This window comes from Micromonospora sp. NPDC004540, assembly GCF_040610095.1.
GTDB lineage: Bacteria > Actinomycetota > Actinomycetes > Mycobacteriales > Micromonosporaceae > Micromonospora.
In genome coordinates this window covers 40,316-56,502 of sequence record NZ_JBEXLR010000030.1, presented here as the reverse complement: position 1 = coordinate 56,502, position 16,187 = coordinate 40,316, and the positions used below count along the sequence as shown (strand labels likewise).

The 16,187-nt window shown below is 74.7% G+C and carries 18 protein-coding genes; 12 read left to right on the top strand and 6 right to left on the bottom strand.

All coding sequences use genetic code 11. The annotated features are described in order from the left end of the window. A partial coding sequence (locus tag ABZV78_RS13375) for an HAD-IIIA family hydrolase (protein WP_355638265.1) occupies positions 1–425 on the bottom strand: 425 nt, incomplete at its 3' end. A 265-nt stretch (positions 426–690) separates the two neighbouring features. Between ABZV78_RS13375 and ABZV78_RS13370 the strand changes: the two genes are divergently transcribed. The 3 genes from ABZV78_RS13370 to ABZV78_RS13360 all read left to right on the top strand — a co-directional run bounded on the left by ABZV78_RS13370 (position 691) and on the right by ABZV78_RS13360 (position 3,008). Next, positions 691–1,128, top strand: a complete 438-nt coding sequence (locus tag ABZV78_RS13370; RefSeq protein WP_355638259.1) for an SRPBCC family protein — start codon at positions 691–693, stop codon at positions 1,126–1,128. Continuing rightward, positions 1,125–2,126: an SDR family oxidoreductase gene (locus tag ABZV78_RS13365; RefSeq protein WP_355638257.1), complete on the top strand. Its 1,002-nt coding sequence runs from the start codon at positions 1,125–1,127 to the stop codon at positions 2,124–2,126. The genes ABZV78_RS13370 and ABZV78_RS13365 overlap by 4 nt, the downstream gene beginning before the upstream one ends. 114 nt (positions 2,127–2,240) lie before the next feature. Beyond that, positions 2,241–3,008 (top strand): polyprenol monophosphomannose synthase, encoded by a 768-nt coding sequence (locus tag ABZV78_RS13360; RefSeq protein ID WP_355638255.1) that lies wholly within the window; start codon positions 2,241–2,243, stop codon positions 3,006–3,008. Between the two features lie 353 nt (positions 3,009–3,361). Here ABZV78_RS13360 and ABZV78_RS13355 read toward each other — a convergent pair whose 3' ends face one another. Further along, entirely contained in the window at positions 3,362–4,954 is a 1,593-nt protein-coding gene (locus tag ABZV78_RS13355; protein WP_355638253.1) for an NAD(P)/FAD-dependent oxidoreductase, read from the bottom strand. A gap of 72 nt (positions 4,955–5,026) precedes the next feature. Here ABZV78_RS13355 and ABZV78_RS13350 point away from each other — a divergent pair, with 72 nt between their 5' ends. Continuing rightward, positions 5,027–6,460 carry an aldehyde dehydrogenase family protein gene (locus ABZV78_RS13350; protein WP_355638251.1) on the top strand — a complete coding sequence of 478 codons (1,434 nt, stop codon included), beginning with the start codon at positions 5,027–5,029 and terminating at the stop codon, positions 6,458–6,460. 63 nt (positions 6,461–6,523) lie between these two features. Here the strand turns inward: ABZV78_RS13350 and ABZV78_RS13345 are convergent, their stop codons facing one another. After that, positions 6,524–6,928, bottom strand: coding sequence for a ChaB family protein (locus ABZV78_RS13345; RefSeq protein ID WP_355638263.1), 405 nt, complete (start codon positions 6,926–6,928; stop codon positions 6,524–6,526). A gap of 141 nt (positions 6,929–7,069) precedes the next feature. On the opposite strand from ABZV78_RS13345, the gene ABZV78_RS13340 reads away from it, so the two are divergent. From ABZV78_RS13340 to ABZV78_RS13325, 4 genes are all read left to right on the top strand, one after another. Further along, the gene (locus ABZV78_RS13340) at positions 7,070–8,047 is read left to right on the top strand and encodes a YihY/virulence factor BrkB family protein (RefSeq protein WP_355638250.1); all 978 of its coding nucleotides are present in this window, start codon (positions 7,070–7,072) and stop codon (positions 8,045–8,047) included. Positions 8,048–8,132: 85 nt separating this feature from the next. Further along, complete coding sequence (locus ABZV78_RS13335) at positions 8,133–8,549, top strand: DUF2795 domain-containing protein (RefSeq protein ID WP_355638248.1); 417 nt, start codon at positions 8,133–8,135, stop codon at positions 8,547–8,549. A gap of 54 nt (positions 8,550–8,603) precedes the next feature. Further along, positions 8,604–9,065: an SRPBCC family protein gene (locus tag ABZV78_RS13330; RefSeq protein ID WP_355638246.1), complete on the top strand. Its 462-nt coding sequence runs from the start codon at positions 8,604–8,606 to the stop codon at positions 9,063–9,065. Between the two features lie 102 nt (positions 9,066–9,167). Continuing rightward, positions 9,168–9,428 (top strand): hypothetical protein, encoded by a 261-nt coding sequence (locus ABZV78_RS13325; protein ID WP_355638244.1) that lies wholly within the window; start codon positions 9,168–9,170, stop codon positions 9,426–9,428. Between the two features lie 45 nt (positions 9,429–9,473). Here the strand turns inward: ABZV78_RS13325 and ABZV78_RS13320 are convergent, their stop codons facing one another. Then, complete coding sequence (locus ABZV78_RS13320; protein ID WP_355638243.1) at positions 9,474–10,712, bottom strand: MFS transporter; 1,239 nt, start codon at positions 10,710–10,712, stop codon at positions 9,474–9,476. 178 nt (positions 10,713–10,890) lie between these two features. On the opposite strand from ABZV78_RS13320, the gene ABZV78_RS13315 reads away from it, so the two are divergent. Further along, a complete protein-coding gene (locus ABZV78_RS13315; RefSeq protein ID WP_355638241.1) occupies positions 10,891–11,103 on the top strand; it encodes a hypothetical protein in 213 nt (70 codons plus the stop codon). Here the strand turns inward: ABZV78_RS13315 and ABZV78_RS13310 are convergent, their stop codons facing one another. Then, positions 11,104–11,550 (bottom strand): hypothetical protein, encoded by a 447-nt coding sequence (locus ABZV78_RS13310; RefSeq protein WP_355638239.1) that lies wholly within the window; start codon positions 11,548–11,550, stop codon positions 11,104–11,106. 164 nt (positions 11,551–11,714) lie between these two features. Here ABZV78_RS13310 and ABZV78_RS13305 point away from each other — a divergent pair, with 164 nt between their 5' ends. Further along, positions 11,715–12,077, top strand: a complete 363-nt coding sequence (locus tag ABZV78_RS13305) for a DUF6401 family natural product biosynthesis protein (RefSeq protein ID WP_355638237.1) — start codon at positions 11,715–11,717, stop codon at positions 12,075–12,077. A gap of 57 nt (positions 12,078–12,134) precedes the next feature. Here the strand turns inward: ABZV78_RS13305 and ABZV78_RS13300 are convergent, their stop codons facing one another. Beyond that, a complete protein-coding gene (locus tag ABZV78_RS13300) occupies positions 12,135–12,998 on the bottom strand; it encodes a hypothetical protein (protein ID WP_355638235.1) in 864 nt (287 codons plus the stop codon). A 199-nt stretch (positions 12,999–13,197) separates the two neighbouring features. Between ABZV78_RS13300 and ABZV78_RS13295 the strand changes: the two genes are divergently transcribed. Beyond that, positions 13,198–15,336 carry a SpoIIE family protein phosphatase gene (locus ABZV78_RS13295; RefSeq protein WP_355638233.1) on the top strand — a complete coding sequence of 713 codons (2,139 nt, stop codon included), beginning with the start codon at positions 13,198–13,200 and terminating at the stop codon, positions 15,334–15,336. Between the two features lie 41 nt (positions 15,337–15,377). After that, complete coding sequence (locus tag ABZV78_RS13290; RefSeq protein ID WP_355638231.1) at positions 15,378–16,139, top strand: HAD family hydrolase; 762 nt, start codon at positions 15,378–15,380, stop codon at positions 16,137–16,139. Positions 16,140–16,187 lie beyond the last annotated feature (48 nt).

Sequence of the window (16,187 nt, the reverse complement as noted above, 5' to 3'; positions counted from 1 at the left end):
GGTCCGAAGACCATGGGCGTCTCCCTCACTCGGGGGTGGACATTAGGTCGGTCATGAGCTGCTGGAAGACGGCTGCCTGGCGTCGGCGTGGTGCCGAGCGCCCGGGCGGCGGCGTGCAGCAGTCCGGGGGCCGGCTTGCGGCAGGCGCAGCCGTCCGGCTCGCCGTGCGGGCAGATCTGCCAGCTGTCGAAGGGCCCGAGCAGCTCCGCCACCCGGGCGTTGACCCGGCGCAGGTCGTCCGCCGTGAAGCAGCCCCGGGCGAGGCCGGACTGGTTGCTGACCACCGCCAGGCGCAGCCCGGCCGCGCGCAGCCGGTCCAGCGCCTCCCGGGCGCCGGGCACGGGACGGACCTTCTCCGGGTCGCCGTTGTACGGAACGTCCTCGATGAGCGTGCCGTCCCGGTCCAGCAGCACCGCGTCGTACAGGCCGGACGGGAACCGGTCAGCACCCGGGTCAACCCGGGCTGACCTGCACTGATCCCGCTCGTGGTCCCGTCGCACGGGCGGCGGGTTCCCGACCCCCCGAGGAGTAAACATCAACTTCGGCGGAGCCGCCTCCGCCGGTGCCGCACGGCCGGTCCGCAATCCCGCTCCCGCCGGCCTGGTCCGGCGTTACCCGCCGCCGGAGAGAAGCTAACCCGACCGCTGTTAGCCGCGGGACGGGCGAGGGTATGGGGTTGCGGTGGCGATTGTGGAGAAAGTGATCGACGCGCCCCCGCAGCAGGTCTTCGACGTGCTCGCCGACGGGTGGACGTACAGCGACTGGGTGGTGGGCACGGCGCACGTCCGGGACGTGGACGACGCCTGGCCCCGGGTGGGCAGCCAACTGCACCACAAGGCCGGCCCGTGGCCGCTCTCGCTCCAGGACACCTCCACCGTGCTGGAGTGCGACGCCCCGCACAAGTTCGTGGTGCGGGCCGGGCTGTGGCCGGCCGGCGAGGCGATCGTGGTGTTCCGGCTGGAGCCGCTCGACGGCGGCCGCACCCGGGTCACCATCGGCGAGGACTTCGCCGCCGGTCCGCTGCGCTGGATCCGCAACAAGCTCAACGACCTGGTGCTGCACCAGCGGAACAAGGAGACGTTGAACCGGCTCTCCGACATCGCCACCCGACAGAAGGTGGACCGGTGACGCAGCGGGTGGTGATCACCGGGGCGAGCGCGGGCGTGGGACGGGCGGTGGCCCGGGCGTACGCGGCGCGTGGCGCGCGGCTTGCCCTGCTGGCCCGGGGCGCGGCCGGGCTGGCCGCCGCCGAGCGGGACTGCCGCCGGCTCGGCGCCCCCGAGGTGCGCACCTACCGGGTGGACGTCGCCGACGCCGGCGCGGTGCAGCGGGCCGGCGACGACGTGGTGCACCACTACGGCGGGGTGGACGTCTGGATCAACGACGCCATGGTCTCGGTCTTCGCGCCGGCCTGGGAGATCACCGCGGCCGAGTTCCGCCGGGTCACCGAGGTCAACTACCTGGGCACCGTGCACGGCACGCTGGCCGCGCTGCGCCACATGCGCGCCCACGGCCGAGGGGCGATCGTGCAGGTCGGCTCGGCCCTGGCCTACCGGGGCATCCCGTTGCAGTCGGCGTACTGCGCGAGCAAGCACGCGGTGCAGGGCTTCAACGACTCGCTCCGGGCCGAACTGCTGCACGACTGCCCCGGGGTGAAGCTGTCGATGGTGCAGTTGCCGGCCGTCAACACCCCGCAGTTCTCCTGGGTACGCACCCGGCTGCCCCGGCATCCGCAGCCGGTGCCGCCGATCTTCGCGCCGGAGGTGGCCGCGCGGGCGATCGTCTGGGCCGCCGACCACGGGCCGCGCGAGCTGAACGTGGGCGGCCCGACGTGGCGGGCCCGGCTGGGCAACGTCCTCTTCCCCGGGCTGCTCGACCGGAAGCTGGCCCGGGACGGCTACGACAGCCAGCAGACCGACGCGCCGATCGACCCGGCGGCGTGGCGGGACAACCTGGACCGGCCGGGCGACGACGAGCAGGACTGGGGCGCCGAGGGGGTGTTCGCCGACCGGGCCCGCCGGCACTCGACGGCACTCTGGGTGAGCGCGCACAAGCCCGCGGTGTCCGTGCTCGCCCTCGGTGGGCTGCTGATGGCCGCCGGCGGGTTGGCGCGCAGGCTACGCTGACCGTCCGCACCGGCGGACGCTCCGGAATCCTCCGGGCAGGCGTCTGTGCGGACCGCGCGGAGGGGACTGGCTACCCTCTCAGGTGAACCTGTCGGCCGACCGAGGATGTCCGTGATGATCGAACCCGTGCAGTTGCCCTCCCCGTGGCGCGACGCACGCCTGACCGTCGTCGTTCCGACCTACAACGAGGCGGGCAACCTCCCGGTGCTGGTCGAGCGCCTCCTCGCGCTGCCGCTGCCGGGTCTGAAGGTGCTCGTCGCGGACGACAACTCCCCGGACGGCACCGGGGAGGTCGCCGACAAGCTGGCCATCGAGCACCCGGACCGGGTGCTGGTGGTGCACCGCCCGGGCAAGGAGGGCCTCGGCCGGGCGTACGTGGACGGCATCGGGCGGGCGCTGGACGACGGCGCCGAGTACGTCGCGCAGATGGACGCCGACCTGTCGCACCCGCCGGAGGCGCTGCCCGGCATGCTCGGCGCGCTGCTCTCCACCCAGGCCGGCGTGGTCATCGGCTCGCGCTACGTGCCGGGCGGCGAACTGGACGAGAACTGGCCGCTCTACCGCCGCGCGCTCAGCGGCTGGGCCAACCTCTACGTGCACACCCTGCTGCGGGTGCGGATCCGCGACCTGACCGCCGGCTTCAAGATCTGGCGGGCCGACGCGCTGCGCGACATCGGCCTGCAGCGGGTGCAGTCCAACGGCTACAGCTTCCAGGTGGAGATGCACTACCTGGCCACCAAGCTGGGGCACACCATCCTGGAGGTGCCGATCCGCTTCGAGGAGCGCCGCGAGGGCGCCTCGAAGATGACCACCGCCACCAAGATCGAGAGCGCGCTGATGCCGTTCAAGCTGCGCACCCGGCACCGCAACCTGGACAGCTGACCCACCGTCCGCTTCCGCGCGGACACTGGCCTCACGCTGCGTCATGACGACGCAGCGTGAGGCTTTGTCGTCGGGCCGCCCCCACCCCGCGCCGGCTTTGCTCTGCAGCCATCACCGCAGCACCTTCCCCACCTGCGCGGACCCGAGCGGCCCGGCCGCCGCGCCGGCACGGGCCGCTCACCGTGCGTTGGTGCTGCGTATGGGGCTGCAGAGCAAAGCCGGTCGGAGAGGGTGCCGGCCGGCCGGCGTCGGTCACGGGCGGTGACCGAGCGCGCCGTGATCCCCGGGCCGGGCCATCGGGTCAGCGGCAGGACGGTCGAGCGCGCATGGCGCGCGCCGCCCGAGCCGTTCGGTCAGCGGTAGACGCTGCGGTGCGCGGCGCCGATCACGCCCGCGTACAGGTCGCCGGTGAGCAGGCGGTCGCGGGCCAGGGCGGCCCGGGCGGCGTTCGCCCCGGGCGCGCCGTGCACCCCGCCGCCGGGGTGCGCCGAGGCGCTGGCAAGGAAGAGCCGGTCCACCGGGGTGTCCGCGCGCCCCAGGCCGGGAATCGGCCGCAGGAAGAGCTGCTGGTACGCGGCCGCGGTGCCGCCGCCCAGCGCGCCGCCGACCAGGCTCGGCTCGGCGGTTTCCAGGTCGGCGGGGCCGGCCACGTGCCGCCCGACGATCAGCGAGCGGAAGCCCGGGGCGGCCTCCTCCAGCACCTCCTCCGTCCGCTCCACGTGCCCGACGACCTCCTCGGCCCGCCAGTGCCGGCGGAACGGCAGGTGCGTGTACGACCAGAGCGACTCGGTGCCCGGCGGGGAGTGGCTCGGGTCGGCCACCGACATCTGCCCCACGAGCAGGAACGGATCGCGGGGCACCTCGCCGCGGGCCAGCGCCCCCGCGTACGCGGTGAGCCCGTCCAGGTCGGCGCCGAGGTGCACGGTGCCGGCGCCGGCCACCGCCCGGTTCTTCCACGGCACCGGCGCCGACAGCGCCCAGTCCACCTTGAGCGTCGAGCCGTCCCACTTGAAGTGCGCGAGGTCCTCGACCAGCCGGGGCGGCAGCGCCGCGGGGCCGACCAGGTCCAGATAGAGCGCCGGGGCGGGGACGTCGGCGAGCACCGCGCGGCGGGCCCGCCAGTCGGCGCCGCCGGCGGTGCGCACGCCCATGGCCCGGCCGCGCGCGGTGAGCACCCGCTCGACCCGGGCGCCGTACTCGATCCGGCCGCCCCGCTCGACCAGCCGGGCCACCAGCGCGTCGGTGATCCGCTGCGCGCCGCCGACCGGCACCGGCCAGCCGACCTGCTGGCCGAGCATGGCGAGCAGCCAGCCGTACACCCCGGAGCCGGCCTCCTCGGGCGACAGGTCGGTGTGCAGGGCGCAGCCGGCCAGCAGCGCCGGCCCGCCCGCGCCGGCGAAGAGTTCGTCGCCGAGCTTGCGTACCGGCACCACCAGCCGGCGGGCCAGCCGCAGCGCGCCGGAGACCTTGAGCCGCCGCAGCAGGGTCAGCCCGCCGCGCACCGGCGGGAACGGGCTGGTGATGGTGTCGAGCATCGGGTCGGCCACCTGGAGCCAGTCCGCGTAGGCGTGCCGCCAGCGGTCGCCGTCGCCGGGGGCGAACGTCTCCAGCGAGGCCGCGGTGACGTCGAGGTCCCGGTTGACCACCGCCGCGCGGCCGTCCGGCAGCAGGTGGGCCAGCACGTCCGGGGCATGGGTCCAGGACAGCCCGTGCCGCTCCAGACCCAGGCCGCGCAGCACCGGCGAGGCGTAGCCGAGCGGGTAGAACGAGCTGTAGAGGTCGCTGAGGTAGCCGGGGGCGGTCACCTTGGCGGAGCGCACCGCCCCGCCGGGGACCTGCGTGGCCTCCAGCACCAGCACGTCCCAGCCCGCGTCGGCCAGCAGGTTCGCGGCCACCAGCCCGTTGTGCCCGGCACCGATGACGACGGCGTCCGCGGTCGAAATCATCCGATCCGCCTACCCGGCCGGTTACCGGGCGAAACGCGTTTGCCTCGCCGGGGTCGGGGCATCCACTGCCGCATGTACACGGTTGCGCAGCTCATTGGTGGAGTCTGGGGTGCCGGTGGCGAGGGGGGCGAGCTGGTCGTACACGATCCGGCCGACGGCTCCCCGGTGACCACCGTGCCGGTGGCGACGGCGGACGAGGTGGCCAAGGCGGTCGAGGCCGCCCGGGGCGCGGCGGCGGAGTGGGCCGGGACCGCCCCGGCGGAACGGGCGGCGGCGCTGCACCGCGCGGCGGACGCGGTCGAGGCCGCCGCCGACGAGTTGGCGCAGGCCACCACGGCGGAGATGGGCAAGCCGCTGGACGACGCGCGCGGTGGCGTGGCGGCGGGCATCGGCACGCTGCGACAGTACGCCGAACTCGGCCCGATGCGCGGCGGGCGGACCCTGCACGGCGCTCCCTCCGCGCTGGACTTCATGGCCGCCGAGCCGCGCGGCGTCGTCGCCGCGATCACGCCCTGGAACGACCCGGTGGCGGTCTCCTGCGGCCTGCTCGGCGCGGCCCTGGTCACCGGCAACGTGGTGCTCTACAAGCCGAGCGAGCGCACCCCGGCGACCGGCTGGCTGCTGGCCCGGGCCCTGGACCAGGCACTGCCGGCCGGGGTGCTGTCGCTGCTCACCGGCGGCGCCGAGGTGGGCGCGGCGCTGGCCGGCCAGGAGGTGGACGTGGTCGCCCACGTCGGCTCCACGGCCACCGGCCGGGCGATCGCCGCCGCCGGCGCCCGTACCGGCGCGAAGGTGTTGCTGGAGAACGGCGGCAGCGACCCCCTGGTGGTGGATGCCGGCGTGGATCCGATCTGGGCGGCCGAGCAGGCCGCGCTGGGCTGCTTCGCCAACGCCGGGCAGATCTGCGTCGCGGTGGAGCGGATCTACGTGCACCGGGACGTCGCCGAGGACTTCGTCGACGCGCTGGTGGAGCGGGCCGAGGCGCTCGCCGTGGGCCCGGGCCGGGACCGGAAGACCCAGCTCGGGCCGCTGGTCGACCGGCGACACCGGGACCACGTGCACGGACAGGTCACCGCGGCCGTGGCCGACGGGGCGCGGGTGCGCACCGGCGGGACCCTGCCGGACGGGCCGGGCGCGTTCTACCCCGCGACGGTGGTCAGCGACTGCCGGCACGAGATGGCGCTGGTCCGCGAGGAGACCTTCGGGCCGGTGGCACCGGTGGTCGTGGTCGACTCGTTCAGCGAGGGGCTGCGCTGCGCGGCCGACTCCCCGTACGGGCTGGCCGCCACGGTGCTGACCGGCTCGATGAGCCACGCCCACCGGGCCTGGCGGGAACTGCCGGTGGGCACCGTCAAGGTCAACGCGGTGTTCGGGGGCGCGCCGGGCGGCGCCGCGCAGCCACGCCGCGGCAGCGGCCAGGGTTTCGGGTACGGCCCGGAGCTACTCGACGAGTTCAGCACGATGAAGGCGGTGCACATCGAGGCCCCGGGCGGCGGCCACTGGTGAGCGGCACGACAACGGGAGCCCGGGACCTGCGCGGTCCCGGGCTCCCGTGTCGTCTCGGGCGGGTCAGCGGCCGCCGCGCGCCTCGCGGGTGGCCTTGTCGTTCGCCTTCTCGATCGCCTTGACCAGTTCCGGCTTGGTCATCCGGGACCGGCCCGGCACGTCGAGCTTCTTGGCCACCTCCATGAGGTGCTCCTTCTTGGCGTTGGCGTCCACGCCGGCGGCCGTGGGGGCACGCCGGGCGGGGCCGCCGCCGGCCGCCTGCCGGTCGCTCGGGCCCTTGCGCCCCTTCGACTCCCAGTGGTCGCCGACCTTCTCGTACTCGTGCTTCACCGCCGCGAAGGCGGTGCGGTGCGCCCGCTCCCCCTCGCCGTACGTCTCCACCGCCGAGTCGTGCGTCTTCTCCCAGGTCCGCTGCGCCTTCGCCGGGGAGCGCCGCAGCGTGCTGGGCAGTACCTCGCGCCCGGGCATCTCGTCCTCCTCCGTCTGCATGGATCCTCTATCCGTTCCCGCCGGCCCGGAGCGCAAACCGGCAGCCGGTTTGTCGATTTCCGCCTTGGGGTACCGCCGGGGCCACGTGGCGGAGGTGCCCGGTGCGCGGAGGAGGCGGCCATGGCGGCGACGACGGATGGGGCGGTCGGCGGCCGGCAGCGGGCCCGGATCCCCCGCCGGGTACGCCAGTTGAGCTGGGCGACCTGGCGCGGGGTGCTGGTCCGCAGCGCCCGCAACTTCGTCAAGGACAACTGCGCCGACTGGGCCGCCGCACTCACCTACTACGGGGTGCTGGCGCTCTTCCCCTCGACCATCGTGGTGGTCGCCCTGGTCGGGCTGGTCTCCGACGGGCCGCGCACGGTCGACACCGTGATCGAGCTGGCCCGGGAGATCGGCGCCGGGTCGGTGGTCGGCAACGACGCCTTCGTCTCGGTGGTGCGCAACGTGGTGGAGCAGCAGGGCTCGGCGAGGGTGCTGCTCAGCTTCGGCCTGCTCGGCGCGCTCTGGTCGGCGTCCGGCTTCATCGGCGCGTTCACCCGGGCCTCCAACGCCATCTACGGCGTCGAGGAGGGGCGGCCGTTCTACCGGCTGCGGCCGATGCAGATCGGGCTCGCCGCGGTGTCGCTGGTGCTGCTCGCCATGGTGGCCCTCGGGCTGATCGTCAGCGGCCCGGTCACCGACTTCGTGGGTGACCGGCTGCACGCCGGCGGGCTGACCCGCACGGTGTGGACGGTGGCGAAGTGGCCGGTGCTCGCGCTGATGGCGATGACGCTGCTGTCGCTGCTGTTCTGGATCGCCCCGAACGTGCGGCAGCCCCGGTTCCGCTGGCTCACCCCGGGTGGCGCGCTGGCCCTGCTCGCCTGGGTGGTCGCCTCCTTCGGCTTCGGCCTCTACGTGGCCAACTTCGGCTCGTACGACGTGACCTACGGCAGTCTGGGCGCGGTCATCGCCTTCCTGGTCTGGCTGTACCTGTCCAACTGCGCGCTCATGCTCGGCGTGCAGGTCAACGCGGAGCTCCAGCGGGGCCGGATGATGCAGGCCGGCGTCGAGGATCCGGACGAGCCGGTGCTGGCGCCCCGCACCCCCGCCGATTCCTGACCGACTTGGCCCGGTTCGGGGCCGATGACCGAATCGGCCGGCAGTCGTCGGTTTACCGGCGGCCCCCTCGGGCATGTCTGTCGGCATGGAACGAGTCAGCAGCAAGCACTCGCCCAGGGTTGACGACAACATGGCTCAGGATGTCAGCGGCCTGGTCCAGGGGCCGGGGGCCGGTGGCTCGCGCGTCGAGGAGTCCCGCCAGCCGGAGCCGGCCGGCGAGGACCAGCCGGAGCCGAAGACCATGACGGCCGGCGCGAGCCGAGGCGGCAACCCGCAGGGAATGAGCATGGACGACGTCGAGGGACGCAGTCGGCTCGGCCGGTTCATCACCATGACCGCCCTGCCCGGCGACCGCGACACGCTGGTGGCCAACGCGCGCGAGAACCAGGCGCCGGCCGACATCGTCGCCGCCCTGGAAAGCCTGCCTGAGGGCACCCGTTACCAGACGGTTTCCGAGGTGTGGGCCGCGCTCGGGCACAAGAACGAGACGACGCGCTGGTGAGCGGGCCCGCCCACGGTCCGCGAGCAGACACCGGCGGGACAGGAGGAAGACGACATGAGCGGCGTTATGGAACACGTGGACGTGGCCGTCCCGATTCGCACCGCCTATGACCAGTGGACGCAGTTCGAGGAGTTTCCGCACTTCATGGAGGGTGTCCAGGAGGTCCGGCAGCTCTCCGACACGATGACCCACTGGACGGTGGAGGTCGCTGGGGTGAAGCGCGAGTTCGACGCCGAGATCACCGAGCAGCTGCCGGACGAGCGGGTGGCCTGGCGCTCCACCGGGGGCACCGAGCAGGCGGGTGTGGTGACCTTCCACCGCCTGGACGAGGGGAACACCCGGGTCACCCTGCAGATGGAGTTCGAGCCGCACGGCGTGGTCGAGAAGGCCGGCGACAAGCTGGGCGTGGTCGACCGCCGGGCCAAGGGCGACCTGGCGCGGTTCAAGACGTTCATCGAGCGGCGCGGTCAGGAGACCGGCGCCTGGCGCGGCACCGTCGACCGGCCGACCCCCTGACATCGCCCCCCGTACGCGAACCCCGATGGCCGCCGGCGCTCCGGCGGCCATCGCCGTGTCCGGGGGCCGTTTGCGATCATCCGGCCCGGGTACCGCAGGGGAATGACCGACAACGACAGCCACGTGTGGCGCGACGAGGAACGCACTCCCCTGCAGGAGCTGGACCGGGCGATCGCCCGGTCGACCCTCGACGGGCAGGCGGACGACGCCACCGGCAACGACGCCGGCGAGGAGGCCGCGTTCGGCCACGGGCCGGAGGCGGTGGACCGGGGCGCCGGCCCGGAGGCCGAGCGCCGGGAGATGACCGACGCCGACCGGGCGTACCGGCCGTCGACCACCGGACGGACGGGCCCGGACGTCTGAGTCCCCCGGGCGGCCCGAGGACGCGACGCGCGGTGCGGCGGTCGCTCAGGACGCCGGCCGAGCCCGGCGGGCGCCGGCGGCGTGCAGGGCGATGAGCGCCACCGCGAGCACCACCAGCGTCGGGCCGAGCGCGGCCACCGAGACCCGGGCCAGCAGCACCCCGACCGCGGCCGGCACCAGGGCGGCGCCCAGGCCGGCCGCGCCGATCTGGAGGCCGATCGTCCGGTCCGCGTGGTCGCGGCCCACCCGTTCCGCCGTGGTCAGGGTGAGCAACGGGAAGACCGGCGCCGCCGCGAAGCCCACCACCAACAGGCCGGCGACCGCCACCCAGCCCGGCGCGGGCAGCGCGATCAGCACCGCTCCCCCGGCCATGCCGAGCAGGCTGCCGCGCAGCACCCGGGTGCTGCCCAGCCGCTCCGCCACCACCCCCTGCACCACCCGCCCCACGAAGAGGCTCCCCCAGTAGCCGGAGACGCAGAGCCCGGCGACCGCGGCGGAGAGCCCGCGCCCCTCGGTGAGCAGCAGGAACGCCCAGAGCCCGGTGGACACCTCGATCGCCACGTAGACGGCGAAGGCGGCCCCGCCGAGCCAGACGGCCGGCAGTCGCAGCGTCGCGCCGATCGAGCTACGCCGCGCGGCCGGCACGGCCTCGGCGGACTCGCCGGGCACCACCTGCGGGGCGATCGGATCGGGCGGCAGGGTCGCGCCGGCCGGCGGACCGCCCCGCCAGAGCCGCACGGTCAACGCGAACGCGGCGGCCAGCGCGAGCTGGGCGGCGGCCACGAGGGCGTACCCCCAGCGCCAGCTCAGGCCGGCGCCGAGCACCCCGGTCATGATGAGCGGCCCGATCGCCACGCCGAGCCCGAAGAACGCGTGCATCCAGTTCATGTGCCGGGGGCCGAAGGCGGCGGCCGCGTACGCGTTGAGCCCGGCGTCGATCGCGCCGGAGCCGAGCCCGAGCACCAGCGCGAAGCCGACCATGACGGCGAGCGCGGGGGTGGACGCGTACCCGGTCAGGGCGACGCCGGCCAGCAGGGTGCTGCCGGCGAGCAACCAGCCGACGCCGAGCCGGGCCAGGGTGAACCCGGCGAGCACGCTGGAGGTGAGATAGGCCACCGTGCCCGCCGTGAGGACCACCCCGACCGCCTCGGTGGGCACGTCCAGGTCCAGCCGGATGGAGGGCCAGCCGACCCCGATCAGGCCGTCGGGCAGCCCGAGGCTGACGAAGGCGAGGTAGGCCAGGAGCAGCAACGACGGGCGGGGCGGAGCGGGGGTGCGGGACACGAGGCCCCATCCTGCCCAGCCCGCGCCCGGCCCGACGGACCGGGTCGGCCCGCCGGTGACCGGGCACTCAACCGAAGGGACAAAAAGTGCGATACGGACGGTTGGGAAAACGGACAGCCCATCCAGAATCGGCCGAACGGCTGACGGCGATGCCTTGGTCCCGCGCAAGACTTTCGGGATGCAACAGGGCTCCGGTTTCCTCTCCCAGCGTCAGCGCCGCCTGGCGTGGCTCGGCTTCCTGCTCGCCGCCATCCAGGCGCCCGTCGCCGCCAAGCTGGTCGACGACAGCTCCTGGCTGTTCAGCCTCGTGGTGGCGCTCATGGTGGCGACCGTGATCATCGCCGACGACGGCGTACGCCGTCGCCCGGCGGAGGCCCGCTCCTCCGACTGATCAGCCCTCGGCCGGGCGCGCCTCGTGCCCCGGCCGCCCCGGGCTGCGGCGCCGTTCCTTCATCTCCGCCTCGTAGAGGTGGCGCCGGCCGCCCACCAACTCGTCGCGGGCCTGCCGGTCCAACTCCCGGAAGAGCGCGTAGTACCCGTCGTCGAAGTCCTCGACGATCTGGAAGGTCCACCGTCCCGCGATGACGTTACGGCCGAGCAGGTCCTCCTCGACCCGCTCGGCGAGCCGCGGGTGCCCGGCGGAGCGGAACAGCGCCACGGCGTCGTCGAGCATCAGGTCGGCGTGCCCGATCAGCTGGTGCAGCGAGTAGAGGTGCCCGCGGGCCCGCTCGACGCACTCCAGCGCCTCGCTGAGCTTGCCCAGGGCCTCGACCGTGGCGTCACTCACGCCGGCCGGCCGGCGGTGCGCCTGGTCCGGTCCGTCCGCCTGCTGTCCCATTCCGTTCCTCCGCGGGGTCGGCTGCGCGGTCTGCGCGGTTTCCCTTCTGCCCCGCGACGCGCGGCTCAATCCCGGCGGGCGAGGCCCGGCGTCAGCCGGACGACCTGGGCATCGGCCGGTCGGCCGAGGTCGACCCGCTCCCGGCGGCGCTAGCCTCGGTCACCATGCGTGTGCCGAACAAGCGGGTGGTGACCCCTTCCGCGGCCGTGGCCGCGAGGTCCAGCCTCACGACGCTCACCGCCGCCGTCGGCACCGCCGGCCTCGCCGCGGCCGCCGCCAACCCCGGCCTGCTCGCCGCGGTCGACCAGCACGCCGCCGCCGTCCGCGACGCCCTGCACGGCGACCGCCGCCCGCTGACCGTGGCGGCGCTCGCCGGCTACGCCGAGGGCGTGCGCGACGCCGCCCGGGAGCACGGCTGGCAGCCGCCGGTCGAGCCGATCGACTGGTCGGAGCCGGACTGGCTGCTCACCCGCCTGCTCGCGGTCTGCCTGCTGACCCGCGCGCTGGATCCCCGCGACCTGGCCTGAGACGCGGCGGAGGGTGCCCGCGATCGCCCCGCGGACACCCTCGTCGCCCCGTTTCCCTCAGCCGTTCGGCCGGCGGAACTGCTGGGTCTCGTCGCCCACGTTGCCGGACCGGTACGTGCCCTGTGCGCCGGACATCGACGACTGCTGCATGGCCGGGCTGGGCTGGCCGCCCCGGTCGGCCATCTGCCGCTCGTAGTCGCTGCGACCGGCGCCCTGCGCCTGGCGCTGCTCCTTGATCGCCCGGGACTCCTCGGCGGCCCGGTCGAGCCAGCGGTCCCAGCGGTTCTGCATCGGCTTGATGAGACCACCGCCCACGCCGACCACCAGGATGCCGGCGATCGTGCCGAGGAACGCGATCAGCACCGGCGTGGTGACCGTGGTGGCGATGCCCACCTGGTTCAGCGCGGCGATCACGCCGAGCGCCAGGATGAAGACCGCCGTCAGGTCGGCCAGCACCCTGCCGTACGAGAGCCCGCCGAGGGCGCCCGCGACAAGGTCCCGCACCGCGTTGGCGATGGCGGCGGCGATGACCACGATGACGATCGCCACGAAGGCCCGCGGCAGCCAGGAGACCACGCCCCGGATCAGGTCACTGATCGCGTTGGGCCCCCACACCCCGAAGGCGAACTGCAGGGTGAACAGCAGGACCGCGTAGTAGGCCAACTTGGCCAGGATGTCGCTGGCGTCGTATCTCGTGCGTTCGAGCGCGCGTTTGATGCCGCCACGTTCGACGGCGCGGTCGAACCCCACCCGTTCCAGTGCCGCGTCCACGATTTTGAGGACGGCTCGGGCGATGAGCCAGCCCACCACGAGGATCGCGATGAACGCGATGGCCCTCGGGATGAAGAGCAGCACCGACCTCCAGAAATCGGTCAGGGCGTCACCGATGTCGGCCTGCCCGACCGCGAGGGTTTTCGGCATGTTGTCCCTCCTGTCGCGTGAACTGCGTCGCCCGCATACCCGGTGGTTTCGGCGGCACGCCGGGCTGCCCGGGGCAATTTCCCGACATGTCCCGCCGAACCGGCCCTGACCTGCCCCAATGCCCGCGCCCGGACGCGCCGGCGGCCGGCGCGCGCCCACGATCGAAACCTGACCGCCAGGCTCCGGTTAGGCTGCGGTCATGCCAGGCACCGTCGGGCGGGTCCCCACGCCATCAGCCCCCACCCCGGGAGCGTCCGCCGGACCGGGCGCGACCGGGTCCGGCGCGGCCGCCGTCCTGGCCCATCCGTGGTCGGACACGCCGCTCGGCGCGCCCGAGGGCTGGGACCCGGCGGTGCGCGCCGTGGTCGACCTGGTGCTGGCCTCGCCGGTGCCGATGGCGCTGCTCTACGGCGAGGATCTGGTCCTGCTCTACAACGACGGGTACGCCGAGCTGATCGGCGACCGGCACCCGGCGGCGCTCGGCCGGCCGGCGGCCGAGGTGTTCGCCGACCTCTGGCACGACCCCGGCGCCGGCGAGGTGGTCACCCGGGTCTACCGGCGGGGCGAGCCCTACCTGGAGCGGGAGGCGGTGCTGCCGGTCGACCGGCACCGGGGCGCCGCCGCCGAGCCGGCGGTGTTCACCCGCGGCCACTCCCCGGTCCGGGACTCCACCGGCCGGATCATCGGCGTGCTCACCGTGGCCGCCCAGACCACCCAGGTCACCCAGCAGCTGCAGAGCCTCAGCGACTTCGCGGCCGCGCTCTCCGGCACCCTCACCCTGGACGACGTCGCCCGGGTCACGCTCCGCTACTGCCTGCACTCCTTCGACGCCGACCGGGTGGCGTTCCTGGTCGACGAGGGCTCCGCCTGGCGGATGGTCCGCCGGGTCCCGGGCGAGCTGCTGGACGAGGCCGACGAGCGGCTGCCGCCGCTGTGGCGGCGGCTCCCCACCGACTCCCCGGTGGGCGCTGTGGTGACCGCGCGCAGCGGCGTGTCGTCCTTCGTCAGCGACGGCCAGCCGCTGCGGGACACCGCGGCGGACCGGCACGACCAGAAGATCAGCGCGCTCGCGTCGCTGCCGCTGCGCTCGACGGTGATCCGCGGCGCGCTGACCGTCGGCTACCAGGCCGCGCGTCCCTGGTCGCCCGCGGAACGGGCGCTGCTCGCCGCCTCGGCGGAGCTGGTCGGCCAGGCCGCCGAGCGGGCCCGCCGCTTCGAGACCCAGCACGGCACCGCCCAGCTGCTGCAACGCAGCATGCTCCCGGAGCAGCTGCCCGACCTGCCCCGGTTGCGGATCGCCGCCCGCTACGACCCCGGCGTCGACGGCAACGCGGCCGGCGGCGACTTCTACGACGCGTTCGTGCTGCCCACCGGCGCGCTCGGCGTGGTGCTCGGCGACGTGGCCGGGCACGACGTGCAGGCCGCCGCCCGGATGGGCCAGGTACGCGCCGCGTTGCGCGCGCTGGCCCTCGCCGACCCCCGGCCGGACGCGGTGCTGGACGGGCTGGACCGGCTGGTCGCCAGCCTGGGCGTCGAGGGCGGCACCCACGAGCTCTTCGTGACCGTGGTGTTCGGGGTGGTCGAGGTCGACCGGGAGCGGATCACCCTGGCCAGCGCCGGCCATCCCGCGCCCCTGATCCGGCGCTGCCCGGCCGAGGGCGAGCCGGTCGCCGAGTACGTCGAGGTGCCGCCCGCGCCGCCGCTGGGCCTGGGCAGCCGCCCGCGGACGGTCACCGTGCCGTTCCGCCCCGGCGACACCCTGCTGCTGTTCAGCGACGGTGTCGTGGAGCGGCGCTGGCAGGACCTCACCGCCGGGCTGGCCGGGCTGGGCACCGCGGTGACCGCCGCGGGCAGCGGCGACCCGCGGGCGCTCTGCGCGGTGGCGACCGCCGCCGTGCCGGGCGCCACCGAGGACGACGTGGCCGTCCTGGCCGTGGAGCACGCGGTCAAGCCCAGCCGGTCAGCCAGCATGGAGGTGCCGGCGGAGCCGACCGCGCCGAGCCGGGTCCGGCACTGGATGACGGCCCAGCTCACCGACTGGCAGGTGCCCGAGGCGGTGGTCGGCGCGGCGGTGCTCTGCACCAGCGAGCTGACCACCAACGCCCTGCTGCACGCCGGCACCGCCGCCCGGGTCGAGATCGACCTGAGCGCGGAGCGGCTGCTGGTCTCGGTCGCCGACACCGGCACCCGGGGGCAGGTGACCCGGGCGCAGACCGACACGCTGAGCAGCCGCGGGCGCGGGCTGGGGCTGATCGAGGAGCTGAGCGACGCCTGGGGCACCGACCCCACGGTGCGCGGCTCGACGGTCTGGTTCGAAATCCTCCTCCCCGCCGGGTGAGTCGCGCGTCGGCGTCGGCCAGCGGGGGTAGAAGGGGAGCCATGGCTGACGACAACCGTTGCGGCGTCCTCTTCGACGTGGACGGCACCCTGGTCGACACCACGTACCTGCACACGGTGAGCTGGTGGGAGGCGCTGCGCCAGGGTGACCACCGGGTGCCGATGGCGCGGATCCACCGGTCCATCGGGATGGGTTCGGACAAGCTCCTCGACCATCTGCTCGGCGCGGAGCGGGACCGGGCCGCGGACGGCAAGCTGCGCGACACGCACGACGCCCTGTACGCCGAGTACTGGGAGCGGCTGGCGCCGCTGCCCCGGGCGGTGGAACTGCTGCGCGCCTGCGCGGCCCGCGGGCTGCGGGTGGTGCTGGCCACCTCGGCGGCCGAGCACGAGGTGGCCGCCCTGCGGGCCGCCCTCGACGCGGACGACGTGATCGACACGGTCACCTCCTCGGCGGACGCCGAGGAGAGCAAGCCGGCCCCGGACATCCTGGAGGCCGCACTGGCCCAGTCGGGGCTGACCGCCGAGCGGGTGGTGTTCGTGGGCGACTCGGTCTGGGACGTCGCCGCCGCCGGCAAGCTGGACGTGCCCTGCATCGGCCTCACCTGTGGTGGCACCAGCCGCGGCGAGCTGGCGGGCTCGGGCGCAGTGGCGGTCTACGACGACCCGGCCGCCCTGCTGGACGGCCTCGCCGACAGCGCGATCGCCGCCCTCACCGATCCGGCGAGGTCGGTCCGCGCCCCGCGCCGGGCCGGCGACACGGTGACCGGTCCCACCGGGGAGAAGACGGACACGGAGGCATAGCCGACTCCTCCACGGGGCACTGGTGACCACCTGCCCGCACCGCGGGCG

Coding starts and splice junctions, on each gene's coding strand:
- ABZV78_RS13310 (WP_355638239.1), bottom strand. CDS start 11,550: ATGGGACAGCAGGCGGACGGACCGGACCAGGCGCACCGCCGGCCGGCC.
- ABZV78_RS13355 (WP_355638253.1), bottom strand. CDS start 4,954: ATGATTTCGACCGCGGACGCCGTCGTCATCGGTGCCGGGCACAACGGG.
- ABZV78_RS13345 (WP_355638263.1), bottom strand. CDS start 6,928: ATGCCCGGGCGCGAGGTACTGCCCAGCACGCTGCGGCGCTCCCCGGCG.
- ABZV78_RS13335 (WP_355638248.1), top strand. CDS start 8,133: ATGGAACGAGTCAGCAGCAAGCACTCGCCCAGGGTTGACGACAACATG.
- ABZV78_RS13325 (WP_355638244.1), top strand. CDS start 9,168: ATGACCGACAACGACAGCCACGTGTGGCGCGACGAGGAACGCACTCCC.
- ABZV78_RS13350 (WP_355638251.1), top strand. CDS start 5,027: ATGTACACGGTTGCGCAGCTCATTGGTGGAGTCTGGGGTGCCGGTGGC.
- ABZV78_RS13300 (WP_355638235.1), bottom strand. CDS start 12,998: ATGCCGAAAACCCTCGCGGTCGGGCAGGCCGACATCGGTGACGCCCTG.
- ABZV78_RS13330 (WP_355638246.1), top strand. CDS start 8,604: ATGAGCGGCGTTATGGAACACGTGGACGTGGCCGTCCCGATTCGCACC.
- ABZV78_RS13360 (WP_355638255.1), top strand. CDS start 2,241: ATGATCGAACCCGTGCAGTTGCCCTCCCCGTGGCGCGACGCACGCCTG.
- ABZV78_RS13340 (WP_355638250.1), top strand. CDS start 7,070: ATGGCGGCGACGACGGATGGGGCGGTCGGCGGCCGGCAGCGGGCCCGG.
- ABZV78_RS13305 (WP_355638237.1), top strand. CDS start 11,715: ATGCGTGTGCCGAACAAGCGGGTGGTGACCCCTTCCGCGGCCGTGGCC.
- ABZV78_RS13290 (WP_355638231.1), top strand. CDS start 15,378: ATGGCTGACGACAACCGTTGCGGCGTCCTCTTCGACGTGGACGGCACC.
- ABZV78_RS13295 (WP_355638233.1), top strand. CDS start 13,198: ATGCCAGGCACCGTCGGGCGGGTCCCCACGCCATCAGCCCCCACCCCG.
- ABZV78_RS13315 (WP_355638241.1), top strand. CDS start 10,891: ATGCAACAGGGCTCCGGTTTCCTCTCCCAGCGTCAGCGCCGCCTGGCG.